Raw genomic sequence first — 13,117 nt, forward strand, 5'->3', positions numbered from 1 at the left:
ACATGGGAAATCCCAAGGTGATTTAGATGAGTTTAACACACGATTTTTTTCTTATTAGCAGCGATTTTGAGTTAAATGACAGATATGAATGGTACGGTAACAGTTATTTATAAGTCAGGGTTAGAGAAGCTAATAAAGATATTAGATAAGTGGATTAAATTAATCGATGGTATAATCATAATATAAACGCTTAAAAATCCTACGAATGATGCACATATCGGAGCAATTCATGATTCTTTATCTGCTAACTTAGCTGTTATGGAGGGCGACACATGTTCGCCAAGTATGACCGCTTGCTTGATCCCTTCCAGGGAATCGAACCCGGATAATAGGGGAGATGAACCCGGCTGCTTTGCAGCCATTTTTCAGTCATTCGGCGGGTACTTGATTTTTCGATGTGCAGGACGAAGGAAGAGGAGCCGATCAGCTCAGGCGACAAGTCATCTTCAGGGCTGGAGGCGAGTGGGTGTCTTAAGGCAAAAATAAGCACGAGATCGTCCACGCAAATCGCTTCCGTCTTTAGCTCCGGCGATAGAAATGATTCGGTGGAAATAACACCCGAGGTAAATGAAAGACCCAATCATTTTCATATGATCGGGTCTTTCGCCATTAATCCGTAATATTCTGGGTGTAGTATTCGATGATGTCTTTGCGCCGGATAATACCTAGGAAGATGCCATCGTCATCTACGACCGGAACGAAGTTCTGATCTGCCGCAAGCGCAAGCATGTCGTCCAAATCTGCGTCAACCTTGACGCATTCGATTTTTATTCGCTTATTGATAGATACGACCGGAATTTCATGCATCGTATCGAAATTAAGGCCAGGTGTGGCCTTCATCTTCCATAACAAATCTCCTTCGGACAGCGTCCCGTAATATACTCCATTGTCATGAAGGATCGGAATGGCCGAATAATGGCACGCCTCCAATTTGTCTAAGGCTTCTTTCATATTGGAAGATGTCGTGATGTAAGAGACCTCATTCTTTGGATATAGAAAAGATTTAATGTCCACTGTATCACGCTCCTTTGATATATTAAAACATATTTTGCCACGCGGCGCATATGGCAACGACAGGTAATGATTTTAAGTTCAAAAGATCAATTACAATATTATTGAGATTGATGTCAAACATCCACGTCGCCAGTTGTCATTTTATTGTTTGACAAAGCGCCGGGGGTGAGAAACTGCCCAATTTCTTTTTTGAATGAAAGATCCAATTCACATCCTGATAAGCTAATAGTATGGTTTAACCATTTTAATAAAGAATAAACTGGTGATGATCTTCATGCAAGGCAGACGATAATCGATCTGCTTCAGGGCATACCGTTCCGAGTTCTGGACGGAGGCAAGCTCAGCAATAATCGGACGATCAAGCGAATGACGTTGTTCGAGAGGGAGCTTGCGATTCGATACGAACATTATCCATACGTGTCGTTCAGGCTCTTTGGCTTGGAGAAGCTGTAGAAGAGTTGAAACTGTATTACAACAAATAAGCAGTCCAATATACTGGGCTGTTTTATTTGTTTCAGTCGGGTATCAAATGGCTAAGTAATAGCGTAAGACAATCCCGAGAGGAGGGTTTTATTATGCCATGGAGAAAAAATGATTACCCCGTTTCCATGAAGAACATGGAGCCTCGCGAGAGGAACAAAGCTATCGAGATTGCTAATGCATTGTTAGACGATGGTTATGAAGAAGGTCGTGCTATTGCGATTGCAACGGCAAAAGCAAAAGAATGGAACGCAGACCATCCACAGCATTCACGAAACGAGAGTGAACATCGATCCGTTCAAGATCATAGCAGCAGTTTCTCCAACTTTCATGTGGTACCCTATGATGATGGATGGGCGGTAAAGGAAGAAGGAAGAGAGAAAATCCGTTTACAGACGGAAACGAAGGCTGAGGCCGTCGATAAAGCCAGGGAATGGGCTTCCGACTCCAACAAGTCAGCCATTATTCATCGAAAAGACGGTACTGTAGAGACCTCTCATAATTACTCATAATCGATTTTAGCTCACTCAGTTGTAGCCTTCACCCGATCTTTGTCCGTCAATTTGGCGGAGAAAGGCATTCGTGTCAACGGTGTGGCTCCAGGGCCGATATGGACTCCGCTCATTCCATCTACATTCGATTCGAAACAGGTCAGCGAGTTCGGGGGAGATATTCCGATGAAACGTCCAGGCCAACCGGAGGAGCTAGGTCCAGCGTATGTCTTCTTAGCTACAGATGACTCATCCTATATGTCAGGACAATTCCTGCATATTAATGGCGGCAGCGTTATCAATGGATAGCCCCTCCCTGTCTAACTCTAAATTGAACTCCTTTATAGGACAGAACATAGTTTTATAGAAATCCGCGCCTAGCGCGGTTTTTTCTTTTGATGAGATCAAAGTCTAGCTAGAAACTCCACCTTTGGTTGGTTTTTAGGGGAAGCTCTGTGGTATATTTGATGATATAGCATTTATACAAGCAAAAAGCTTTAGGAGGTTACTATCATGAACATTGCATTTATTGGACTTGGAACTATGGGCAAACCAATGACCATGAATCTACATAGAGCGGGCTTCTCTTTGATCGTATATAACAGGAACCGGGAAAGAATTCAGGATATGGAAGCCCTAGACTCTGTTCGAATCGCTTCATCACCGGCTGAAGCTGCTTCACAAGCGGATATCGTTATCACGATGCTGACGGATGACGCGGCAGTAGAGCAAGTGTATCTTGGAGAGAACGGTATTCTCTCTGTATGTCAATCGAATGCTGCAAACAAGCCTCGCATTGTAATGGACTGCAGCACGATCTATCCAGTCACTAGTCAAATGCTTGCGGAGAAGCTTGCTTCTCACGGGATTGATATGCTGGATGCACCAGTGACCGGTAGCGAGCCACAGGCTATCGATGGGGTATTGACATTCATTGTTGGTGGGAAAAAGGAAGCTTATGAGACTTGTATCCCCTTATTCGAAGCTATGGGAAAAAAGGCTGTGTACATGGGAGCCAGTGGAGCTGGGGCTAATGCTAAGCTAGCTAACAATATGCTGGTTGCAGCCAACTTGACCGCTCTTGCGGAAAGCTTGGCCTTGGTCCAAAAGTCCGGCGGAGACCCTGGGCTGTTCCTTGAGGTACTGTCTGGCGGTGGCGGACGCAGCGGTATGGCCGAAATGAAGGGACCCAAAATCTTGGGTAGAGATTTCTCAGCTCAATTCATGACACAGCTCATGTTCAAAGATTTGAAGCTTGCTGGCCGTCTGGCTGAATCACTTCAAGTTCCGGTTCCTATGCAGGCTTCCGTTCAGCAAATTTTCCAAATTGCTTGCAACAGCGGTTGGGGAGCTGAAGACATGAGTGCTATTGCCAAATGCTATGAAGCTTGGACCGGCACGAAGATTGGTGAACAGCAATCATAAGTAAGCCTATAAATCTGCGCCTAGCGCGGGTTTTTCATTAAGCGCAAATCCAGGCTTGTAGATACTTGAACTGAGTAAAGATCAAGCACATAGGAATATTATAATCTGAATGATGTAATTATTGGAAGAAAGAGGAATTAAATAATGCCAACAATCGTTGATAAAATTGCATGGATACATGTTGTTGATGGCCAATTATTATGCGCACGCTCGAAAGGGAAAGATATCTATTATATTCCCGGAGGAAAAAGGGATCCTGGTGAAACAGATACCGATACACTTATTCGAGAAATCGAAGAGGAATTGTCCGTTCGAATAAAGCCCGAATCCATCTCGCATTTTGGAACTTTTGAAGCCCAAGCTCATGACAAGTCTGAAGGAGTTAAGGTAAAAATGACATGTTATACTGCGGACTTCGAAGGCGAGCTAGAGCCAGCCTCTGAGATAGATGAATTGGTGTGGCTAACCTATAAAGACCTCGATCGTGTATCTCCAGTAAGCCAAATCATATTTGAAAAATTACATGAAATGAAGCTATTTGTATAACGATCCTGCATATGAATAACAAAAATAGCGGAGGACAGCGATCCTTCGTTTTTTTGCGTTGGTAGAGTTAAATATTCATTCTATATAGTATCTGTTCAAAAATGGTTCAGATTGCTGCTGTATATTGATAATGAATCTGAAGACCTATTGCTATTTCCGATGATAGAAGAAACAATGAATATTTACCTATAAGATGTTTCTTGCTTCAGGTTTATTAAATATACTATTTTTTTCGATAACCATACGGGATGTCGGTACTATTATCTGGTATGATTGGAACATGAAACGCGCCATTACTGAAAGGGGAAGCAGTATGTTCACTGACATCAAAGAAATAAGGTTTGCGTTATCTGCTCTGGACGAATCCTCTATTATTTCTATAACTAATGAAATGGGCGTCATAACCTATGTCAACCAACATTTCTGCGAGATTTCGAAATATACAACGGATGAAGTAATCGGAAAGTCTCACAGCTTGCTTGATTCTGGATATCATAATCCTGCGTTTATTAAACAAATATGGGATACGATTAGTCAAGGTAAAGTATGGAAGGGAGAAACAAAGAACAGGGCTAAAGACGGTACTGAATATTGGCTGAATTTAACGCTGGTTCCCTTCTTGAATGAGTCTGGTCTCTCTTATCAATATGTAGCTTTCGGAACTGAAATCACCAAACGCAAAGTGGTAGAGCTGTCGTTATCTCAAACTGTAAAAGACTTGCGAGATATCAAAAATGCGCTTGATGAATCCTCAATCGTTGCTATTACAGATGACAAAGGCATTATCACATATGTGAATGACAAGTTTTGCAAAATTTCAAAATACAAAAGGGAAGAACTAGTCGGAAATACGCATCGGGTTATAAACTCCGGTTACCATCCCAGGCAATTTTTTAAAGAAATGTGGGGAACCATCCGACAAGGTAGGGTTTGGAATGGCGAAGTAAAGAACCGGGCAAAAGACGGCAGCATCTATTGGATGAATACGACAATTGTTCCGTTTCTCGATGATCAGGGTATTCCATACCAATACGTTTCCATTCGCACCGACATTACGGATAGGATTAAAGCGGAAGCTGCACTCGCGGATGCATTGCAAAGCGATTTTCGTAGGACGGTCAGAAATTTGCAAAACTGCATTTTCAAGATTATAAAGGATTCTAAAGGCGATATCACTTATACATTATGTGAAGGTAAAATAGCTGAAGAACTGAATCTAACTACGGAATTCATTGCAAGAAAGGGCTCCTATGAAATTTTTCCAGCGGGTATAGCGGAGCATCTGGAGAGCCATTTCCAACAAGCATTTGAAGGAGAGATCGTTAACTTTGAGCTGGCATTCTCAAGAAAGTGTTTCTATATAACACTATCACCTGTTGAAGAGAACGAAAGAATCGTGGAGGTTGTGGGTTCCATGATAGACATTACAGAGAGAAAAAAAGCGGAGGAGACCATCCATTATATGGCTCATTTCGACTCTCTGACGAATTTGCCTAACCGGATACTGTTTAATAACAAGCTGGTACAAGCTCTTCTTCAAGCCAAAACAAAGGGTGAGAAAGTCGGAGTTTTATTCATCGATCTGGACCGATTTAAAAATATTAATGATACATTGGGTCACTCAATCGGAGATGTTCTGTTAAAAGTGGTTGCTCATCGTCTAAGCGGCTGTTTACATAAAAATGATTGTGTTTCCCGTCAGGGCGGGGATGAATTTGTTCTATTTATATCCAATATTAATACCGCGGATGAAGTTGGCGACTTTGCAAAAAGAATTATTCATAGCATGTCCGAACCCATATCCTTGGGGCATTTGGAAGTCTATATCACACCGAGTATTGGAATCAGTATCTTTCCGGATGACGGAGAAGATATTGATATGCTGATGAAAAATGCGGATGCCGCAATGTATCTCGCCAAAGAGAAAGGGAAGAACAATTATCAGTTCTTTTCCGAAGAGTTGTATCAGTCCCTTGCTACAAAGCTGCAGTTGGAAAGCGAACTGCGTAAGGCGTTGGATACTAAGCAATTTATGCTGCATTACCAACCCAAAGTTAATATTTTTAACAATCAAATCATTGGAATGGAAGCTCTTATACGATGGGAGCATCCAGAATTGGGTATAGTCCCGCCTTTAAATTTCATCCCCCTAGCGGAAGAAACCGGACTAATCATACCGATGGGGGAATGGGTACTGCGAACGGCTTGTCAACAAGCAAAAGAGTGGCAGAATGCAGGACATAAACAGCTATCTATAGCTGTCAATATTTCATTGCGGCAATTCATGCAAAACAATTTGATCGACATGATTACGAGTGTGCTAACAGAGACTGGACTATCACCAGAGTATCTGGAATTGGAGATTACAGAAAGCATGGCATTGGATGTCAACTCGACGATTCGCGTCTTAAACCGTGTAAAAAGCTTGGGAGTAAACATCAGTATCGATGACTTTGGCACAGGCTACAGCTCTTTGAGTTACTTAAGCCAATTCCCCATTGATCGCCTGAAGATCGACCAATCCTTTGTTCGTAATTTAAATTCAAGGAATCAATCCATTATTAAGACAATCATTGATATGGCACATAACATGAACATTGCCGTTACAGCAGAAGGAGTAGAGACTCAGGAGCATATCGACTTTCTGAAGGAACAAAATTGTTCGGAAGTTCAAGGTTATTTTTATAGTAAACCTCTTACGAAAAAGGAAGCGGATCGACTTATACTGCGACAAATAGATTTCTTGAGTGAAAACGGCGGCAGGAACAGTCCGAATTAGAAAAACCACATTTCTTAGACTAGGAGGGAGGCTATGGCTCGGCATAGCAAGAAAAAAAAGTCCCTATTAGAAGGGTTAAAAGAAACGATACACGAACTTACTAAACCCAAGAAGAGTCCTCGTAAAACCAAGAGGCGGACTTCAAATGGTAAATTCGCAAAAAGTAAAACAGAATCCATGCAGGAATTACATGAGAGTATAGAAATGAGAATTACTAAGAAGGTATCTGATGACATGCAGAAGATGAAGCAGCAGGTGGAGCAAGAGCTTCTGGAGAAACTATCTTTTCAAAAGCCTGAAAAGGATGTAAGTAACTCTACGGGGATGAAAGAGAAGAAAACATCCACTGCCTCCAAAAAAGCAAGCAGTAAAGGTAAAATTGCAACCGATTCGGATAAGGGAGTATATAAGCCTCAAACGGATTGTACTTTTCTTAAGCTGCTTATTTTATCAGATAATCTCAAAGGCGAAGTCGTTGTAGGTTATGAGATTCGAGATAACAGCAGTCAGGTAGTTTGGGGAATTGGCATTCATGAAGGGACTAGGCTGGGCAGGTCGAAATTGATTAGAAACACAAAGGTGAAAAGCCGTAAAGTCGGATCAGAGCGTCAATATTACCTAGCAAACGATGAAAATGAAACCTTATATTTCTCAGAGGTTTATAAAAAACATGCATTATTGAACGGCAAAGTTACTGTGGCGAATTATACTAATGGACTTGCTGACGCTGTACAACAAGCTTATATGGCAGGTTATAAGAGCAATAGTAAAATGCCTAAGCTAAGAATGTAATTCTTGCGGTGACTCAATATTAACAGTAGCTTGTACTTCTTTGTATGGAGATTATAATAAGGGGAAAGATGCTGTGTAATGAAATATAAAAGACAAGTGGGTTGGAAGTCATGGATGATGAAAAGCAGAGATTAAGCATCGAAGCCGCAAGGCTATATTACTTATCTGATTATAGCCAGCAGGATATCGCGGCTAGGCTCGGGGTTTCCCGTCCGACGGTATCCAGGCTGCTTCAGTTTGCTAAAGAACGCGGTTATGTGCGTATAGATATTGTCGATCCGCTTGAGGATTTGGACGCCATAGGCCATGATCTCAAGATCAAATATATGTTGGACACCGTACATGTCTGCTACTCCCCCCTCAACGAATATCAGGAAATTCAGAAGCACATCAGCAGAAAAGCTGCCGAATATCTTCATGAAACCGTACAGGACTCGGATATTATTGGTGTAACCTGGGGGACAACGATGTATTCCGTGGCACGACATTTGCAGCCTAAACAGGTTAAAGGCGTGGAAGTTGTTCAGTTAAAAGGAGGCGTCAGCCACTCCCATGTGAATACGTACGCAGCGGAAATAGTAAACTTGTTCGCTGAAGCATTTCATACGGCCGCGCGGTATTTACCGCTTCCGGTCATTTTTGATAATATTGCTGTCAAAGAAATGGTTGAAAAAGACCGTCATATTCAACGAATCATTCAACTAGGGCGCCAGGCCAATATTGCGGTCTTTACGGTCGGGACCGTCAAGGAGGATGCGCTGCTGTTCCGACTCGGCTATTTCAATAAGGAAGAGCAAGAGCAACTTCAGCGAACAGGTGCCGGTGATATTTGCTCGAGGTTTTTCGATGCGCAAGGAAATATTTGCGTGGATGAGATTAATAACCGTACGGTAGGGATTGATCTACCTGATCTGCGTACGAAAGAGAAATCAATTCTAGTAGCCGGCGGACAGAGGAAAATCGATGCTATCCGGGCTGCATTGACCGGCAAATATGCGAACATCTTGGTAACCGATCAATATACAGCACAAGCATTATTAAGAAATAGTGATAGCTAGTGAGAACCTTTAACGAAAGCCTACCAGTAAGGACGGTAGGTTTTTTTGTGCTCTTGGGCTGATTATTCAGCTGTGTAATTGGGTATCTTTATTATGCCAAAGTTTTGTTGTGAACATAATTTCAATTAGTGTTTTACATTTGTTCAATCGCGTGCTATGATACCTATGAAGTCATTAAACATCCATTTCATTTAACAAAATAATTTCAAAGATGAGATAAAAGGAGAGAGCTGCATGAATCTAGCGGGTATGATTGATCACACATTGTTGCGGGCGGATGCGACCCAAGCAGAGATTACGAAATTAACGGAAGAGGCTAAAAAATATAAGTTTGCCTCGGTATGCGTGAATCCGACCTGGGTGGCGTATTCAGCAAAGCAGCTGGCGGGGACAGAGGTGAAGGTGTGCACGGTGATTGGGTTTCCACTTGGAGCCACTACATCGGCTGTGAAGGCTTTCGAAGTGAAGGACGCTATTGCGAACGGAGCTGCTGAGGTTGATATGGTCATAAATGTAGCAGCATTGAAGGATAAGGATAACGAACTCGTCGAGAAGGATATTAAAGCCGTGGTGGACGCAGCTTCTGGCAGAGCACTGGTGAAGGTCATCATAGAAACTTGTCTCCTAAATGATGAGGAAAAAGCGCGCGCTTGCGAGTTAGCTGTCAAAGCCGGAGCAGATTTTGTCAAAACATCTACTGGATTCTCCACAGGTGGTGCTACACCGGAAGATGTTGCATTGATGCGTAAGACAGTAGGACAACATGTCGGTGTGAAAGCCTCCGGAGGCGTACGCAGCCTGGATGATATGAAAAAGATGATCGAGGCGGGAGCAACCCGTATTGGAGCAAGCTCAGGTGTGAAAATCATGGAAGGCGGTCAATCCGAAGCTTCCTACTAATCCTTAAGGCTAAGGAGGACAAGGGATGAAAGAGCAGCTAATTCAAGAAGCAATCGAGGCACGTAAGAAAGCCTACACTCCTTATTCTCACTTCCCAGTGGGCGCGGCTCTAATGGCTGGTGGCAAGGTCTATCGGGGCTGTAATATTGAGAATGCTTCCTTCGGCTTAACGAATTGCGCCGAACGAACGGCGGTATTCAAGGCAGTGTCTGAAGGGAATGTTAAAATCGAAGCGATTGCGGTTGTAGCAGATACGGACGGGCCAGTCTCTCCTTGCGGTGCTTGCAGACAAGTATTGGCCGAATTTTGCGATCAGGATACTAAAATCTATTTAACGAATCTTCATGGCAACATCGAGGAGTGGACAATGACACAGCTGCTTCCGGGTGCGTTTGAAGCTCGCGATATGAAGAAGAAATAATCCTTAGGGATTTTCTTCTCCTAGTGGAGTTGTAAGCGCTTAAGATAGGCATACTTAAATTACACTACAATGGAGGAAAAACAACATGAGATATTTAGTTGCCGTTTTAGGTGTGCTTGTCGTCTTTGTTTTAACATACGCAGCGAGTAACGATCGGCGGAGCATTCGCTACCGGCCGCTCTTGGTCATGCTAGTGTTACAGGCATTGCTTGCCTTCGCACTGCTCAATACCGGTATAGGCGAGTTTCTTATAGGAGGCTTTGCATCTGTTTTTGAAAAGCTGTTATCTTATGCAGCGGAAGGCGTTAATTTCGTGTTTGGCGGAATTGCGAATGAAGGGCAGGCTCCATTCTTCTTGTCAGTCCTGCTGCCGATCATCTTTATTTCCGCACTTATCGGCATCCTGCAGTATACCAAAATATTACCATTTATTATAAAATATATTGGGCTTGTGTTGAGTAAAGTAAACGGTATGGGTAAGCTGGAGTCCTATAACGCTGTGGCCTCCGCTATTCTGGGACAATCTGAAGTATTCATTTCCGTCAAAAAGCAGATCGGCCTGCTGCCGAAGCAGCGCTTATATACGTTGTGCGCTTCCGCGATGTCGACAGTCTCTATGTCCATTGTAGGTGCGTACATGCAAATGATTAATCCCAAGTTTGTTGTTACCGCACTCGTGTTGAACCTATTCGGCGGATTTATTATTGCTTCGATCCTGAATCCCTATGTCATCTCCAAGGAAGAAGATATTCTCGAAGTACAGAGCGATGAGAAACAGTCATTTTTCGAGATGCTCGGTGAATATATTATGGACGGTTTCAAGGTAGCTATCACCGTTGCTGCCATGTTGATCGGCTTTGTTGCCATAATTGCATTGATCAACGGTATTTTTACTGGCATTTTCGGAATCTCATTCCAGCAGATGCTGGGTTATGTTTTCGCTCCGTTTGCTTTCATGATGGGTGTTCCATGGAGAGAGGCTGTTGAAGCAGGAAGCATCATGGCAACCAAGATGGTGTCTAATGAATTTGTGGCGATGCTGGATCTCGGCAAGCATACCGAGTTATCCGCAAGAACAATAGGAATCGTATCCGTATTCCTCGTTTCATTCGCGAACTTCTCATCAATCGGGATTATCTCCGGTGCTGTAAAAGGACTTCATGAGAAACAGGGGAATGTGGTAGCTCGCTTTGGCCTGAAATTATTATATGGAGCAACCTTAGTTAGCGTGTTGTCAGCTACGGTTGCAGGATTGTTTTTATAATCTTAACTGTAATTAAAGGAGCCGGTGAAATGGTTAAGTTTAAAAGGATTCACCTCATTGTCATGGATTCGGTAGGAATTGGGGAGGCGCCGGATGCCGCTCAATTCGACGATTATGACGTCGATACATTCGGACATATCGCCCGCGAGCGCGGCGGACTGAATATGCCGAATATAGCCAAGCTGGGCTTATCGAACATCCGGGAGATTCAAGGGATTCCTAAGGCAGCTAAGCCGCTTGCCTATTTTACCAAAATGCAGGAAGCCTCGAGCGGTAAAGACACGATGACTGGACATTGGGAGATCATGGGGCTCTACATCGATACGCCATTTCGAGTATTTCCCGATGGATTCCCTCCAGAGCTGATAGCGAGAATTGAAGAGAAGACAGGTCGTAAAGTCATTGGCAATAAACCGGCCAGCGGTACTGAAATCATTGAAGAGCTGGGGGATGAGCATGTAAAGACTGGAGCCTTGATCATATATACTTCAGCGGATTCCGTGCTTCAAATCGCTGCTCACGAAGAAGTTGTGCCATTAAAAGAACTGTATGAGATCTGTGAATATTGCCGAGAAATTACACTCGAAGATCCGTACATGCTTGGGCGAATCATAGCTCGTCCATTTGTGGGCGTTGCAGGGAGCTTCAAACGAACAGCGAATCGACATGATTACGCACTGAAGCCATTCGGCCCCACAACGATGAATACCCTTAAGGACGCGGGCTATGATGTAATCGCATTGGGTAAAATATCTGACATTTATGATGGTGAAGGAGTAACGAAAGCGGTTCGCACGGTCTCTAATTTGGACGGAATGGACAAGCTGATTGATGTTATGGATGAGCCATTCAACGGTCTCAGCTTCATAAATCTTGTAGATTTTGACGCGTTATTCGGTCATCGCCGCGACCCTCAAGGGTATGGACAAGCACTGGAAGAGTTTGATGCTCGCCTGCCGGAGGTGTTCAGTAAGATGACTGAGGATGACCTCTTAATTATTACAGCCGATCATGGCAATGATCCGACTTATCGTGGAACAGACCACACCCGGGAGTATGTGCCACTTCTTGTATATTCGCCTCGCTTTGTACAAGGTGGAAGAGAGCTTCCGCTCCGCAAAACGTTCGCGGATATCGGTGCTACCGTCGCTGACAATTTTGGCGTAGCGATGCCGGAACACGGTTCAAGCTTCTTGAAGGATTTGAATTAATATCTAGGGGGAAAAGAAGATGAGCGTTCATATTGGTGCCAAGCAAGGCGAGATTGCTGAAACGATACTGCTGCCCGGTGACCCGCTGCGGGCCAAATATATTGCTGAAACTTATTTCGAGGATGTCGTTTGTTACAATCAGGTTCGAGGTATGCTCGGTTTTACTGGAACCTATCAAGGCAAACGTATCTCAGTACAAGGTTCAGGTATGGGAATTCCTTCGATAAGCATTTATGTAAATGAACTTATCAGCCAATATGGCGTCAAAAATTTATTTCGTGTTGGCACCTGCGGAGCAATGCAGGAGCATGTAAAGGTCCGTGATGTCATTCTGGCTCAAGCTTCCTGCACGGATTCGAGCATGAACCGTCATGTCTTCGGTGGTTTCGATTTCTCTCCGATTGCAAGCTTTCCGCTTCTTAAAGCAGCCTATGAACGTGGAGCGGCTAAAGGCTTGAAGCTGCATGTCGGAAATATATTCAGCTCGGATATATTTTATCGCGATGATAAATCGATTGTTCAGAAGCTGATGGACCACGGGGTTCTGGGCGTGGAGATGGAAACGACCGCGCTGTACACACTCGCAGCAAAATTTGGCGTGAATGCTTTAACCATTTTGACTGTAAGCGATCATTTGCTGACAGGCGAGGAAACAACGGCGGAAGAGCGGCAGAATACATTCAATGAGATGATGGAAGTGGCGCTGGACACAGCGATATCACTTTAAGAAGAACAC

Annotated in this window: 13 protein-coding genes and 1 pseudogene; 12 read left to right on the forward strand and 2 right to left on the reverse strand. The window is 43.5% G+C overall.

All coding sequences use genetic code 11. The features are described from left to right. Nucleotides 1-256: 256 nt before the first annotated feature. Together BP97_RS40245 and BP97_RS0117130 are read right to left on the reverse strand one after the other, a co-directional pair. Complete coding sequence (locus tag BP97_RS40245) at nt 257-502, reverse strand: type 2 periplasmic-binding domain-containing protein (protein WP_156043246.1); 246 nt, start codon at nt 500-502, stop codon at nt 257-259. 107 nt (nt 503-609) lie between these two features. Further along, on the reverse strand, nt 610-1,014 hold the full coding sequence (locus BP97_RS0117130) for a CBS domain-containing protein (RefSeq protein WP_028550186.1): 405 nt from the start codon (nt 1,012-1,014) through the stop codon (nt 610-612). 575 nt (nt 1,015-1,589) lie between these two features. Between BP97_RS0117130 and BP97_RS0117140 the strand changes: the two genes are divergently transcribed. The 12 genes and pseudogenes from BP97_RS0117140 (at nt 1,590) to deoD (ending at nt 13,108) form a co-directional block, all read left to right on the forward strand. Beyond that, nucleotides 1,590-2,006, forward strand: coding sequence for a DUF2188 domain-containing protein (locus BP97_RS0117140; RefSeq protein WP_028550188.1), 417 nt, complete (start codon nt 1,590-1,592; stop codon nt 2,004-2,006). 15 nt (nt 2,007-2,021) lie between these two features. Beyond that, a pseudogene (locus BP97_RS39735) lies at nt 2,022-2,294 on the forward strand (SDR family oxidoreductase); the annotation flags it as partial. Between the two features lie 204 nt (nt 2,295-2,498). Further along, nucleotides 2,499-3,410: an NAD(P)-dependent oxidoreductase gene (locus BP97_RS0117150; RefSeq protein ID WP_036746097.1), complete on the forward strand. Its 912-nt coding sequence runs from the start codon at nt 2,499-2,501 to the stop codon at nt 3,408-3,410. 144 nt (nt 3,411-3,554) lie between these two features. Further along, a complete protein-coding gene (locus tag BP97_RS0117155) occupies nt 3,555-3,956 on the forward strand; it encodes an NUDIX hydrolase (protein WP_028550191.1) in 402 nt (133 codons plus the stop codon). Nucleotides 3,957-4,269: 313 nt separating this feature from the next. Next, complete coding sequence (locus BP97_RS0117160; protein ID WP_028550192.1) at nt 4,270-6,735, forward strand: sensor domain-containing protein; 2,466 nt, start codon at nt 4,270-4,272, stop codon at nt 6,733-6,735. A gap of 33 nt (nt 6,736-6,768) precedes the next feature. Next, nucleotides 6,769-7,527, forward strand: a complete 759-nt coding sequence (locus BP97_RS0117165; protein WP_028550193.1) for a hypothetical protein — start codon at nt 6,769-6,771, stop codon at nt 7,525-7,527. Between the two features lie 110 nt (nt 7,528-7,637). Further along, on the forward strand, nt 7,638-8,585 hold the full coding sequence (locus tag BP97_RS0117170; RefSeq protein ID WP_028550194.1) for a sugar-binding transcriptional regulator: 948 nt from the start codon (nt 7,638-7,640) through the stop codon (nt 8,583-8,585). Nucleotides 8,586-8,819: 234 nt separating this feature from the next. Further along, complete coding sequence (gene deoC / locus BP97_RS0117175; protein WP_028550195.1) at nt 8,820-9,485, forward strand: deoxyribose-phosphate aldolase; 666 nt, start codon at nt 8,820-8,822, stop codon at nt 9,483-9,485. Nucleotides 9,486-9,510: 25 nt separating this feature from the next. After that, entirely contained in the window at nt 9,511-9,906 is a 396-nt protein-coding gene (locus BP97_RS0117180; RefSeq protein WP_028550196.1) for a cytidine deaminase, read from the forward strand. Nucleotides 9,907-9,991: 85 nt separating this feature from the next. Continuing rightward, nucleotides 9,992-11,170: a NupC/NupG family nucleoside CNT transporter gene (locus BP97_RS0117185; RefSeq protein ID WP_028550197.1), complete on the forward strand. Its 1,179-nt coding sequence runs from the start codon at nt 9,992-9,994 to the stop codon at nt 11,168-11,170. Between the two features lie 29 nt (nt 11,171-11,199). Further along, nucleotides 11,200-12,381 carry a phosphopentomutase gene (gene deoB, locus BP97_RS0117190; protein WP_028550198.1) on the forward strand — a complete coding sequence of 394 codons (1,182 nt, stop codon included), beginning with the start codon at nt 11,200-11,202 and terminating at the stop codon, nt 12,379-12,381. Between the two features lie 19 nt (nt 12,382-12,400). Then, a complete protein-coding gene (gene deoD, locus BP97_RS0117195) occupies nt 12,401-13,108 on the forward strand; it encodes a purine-nucleoside phosphorylase (RefSeq protein ID WP_028550199.1) in 708 nt (235 codons plus the stop codon). Nucleotides 13,109-13,117 lie beyond the last annotated feature (9 nt).

It is taken from the genome of Paenibacillus sp. UNC451MF, assembly GCF_000686845.1.
Taxonomy (GTDB): Bacteria; Bacillota; Bacilli; order Paenibacillales; family NBRC-103111; genus Paenibacillus_S.

Coding starts and splice junctions, on each gene's coding strand:
- BP97_RS0117155 (WP_028550191.1), top strand. CDS start 3,555: ATGCCAACAATCGTTGATAAAATTGCATGGATACATGTTGTTGATGGC.
- deoB (WP_028550198.1), top strand. CDS start 11,200: ATGGTTAAGTTTAAAAGGATTCACCTCATTGTCATGGATTCGGTAGGA.
- deoD (WP_028550199.1), top strand. CDS start 12,401: ATGAGCGTTCATATTGGTGCCAAGCAAGGCGAGATTGCTGAAACGATA.
- BP97_RS0117140 (WP_028550188.1), top strand. CDS start 1,590: ATGCCATGGAGAAAAAATGATTACCCCGTTTCCATGAAGAACATGGAG.
- BP97_RS0117180 (WP_028550196.1), top strand. CDS start 9,511: ATGAAAGAGCAGCTAATTCAAGAAGCAATCGAGGCACGTAAGAAAGCC.
- BP97_RS0117185 (WP_028550197.1), top strand. CDS start 9,992: ATGAGATATTTAGTTGCCGTTTTAGGTGTGCTTGTCGTCTTTGTTTTA.
- BP97_RS0117170 (WP_028550194.1), top strand. CDS start 7,638: ATGGATGATGAAAAGCAGAGATTAAGCATCGAAGCCGCAAGGCTATAT.
- deoC (WP_028550195.1), top strand. CDS start 8,820: ATGAATCTAGCGGGTATGATTGATCACACATTGTTGCGGGCGGATGCG.
- BP97_RS0117160 (WP_028550192.1), top strand. CDS start 4,270: ATGTTCACTGACATCAAAGAAATAAGGTTTGCGTTATCTGCTCTGGAC.
- BP97_RS0117150 (WP_036746097.1), top strand. CDS start 2,499: ATGAACATTGCATTTATTGGACTTGGAACTATGGGCAAACCAATGACC.
- BP97_RS0117165 (WP_028550193.1), top strand. CDS start 6,769: ATGGCTCGGCATAGCAAGAAAAAAAAGTCCCTATTAGAAGGGTTAAAA.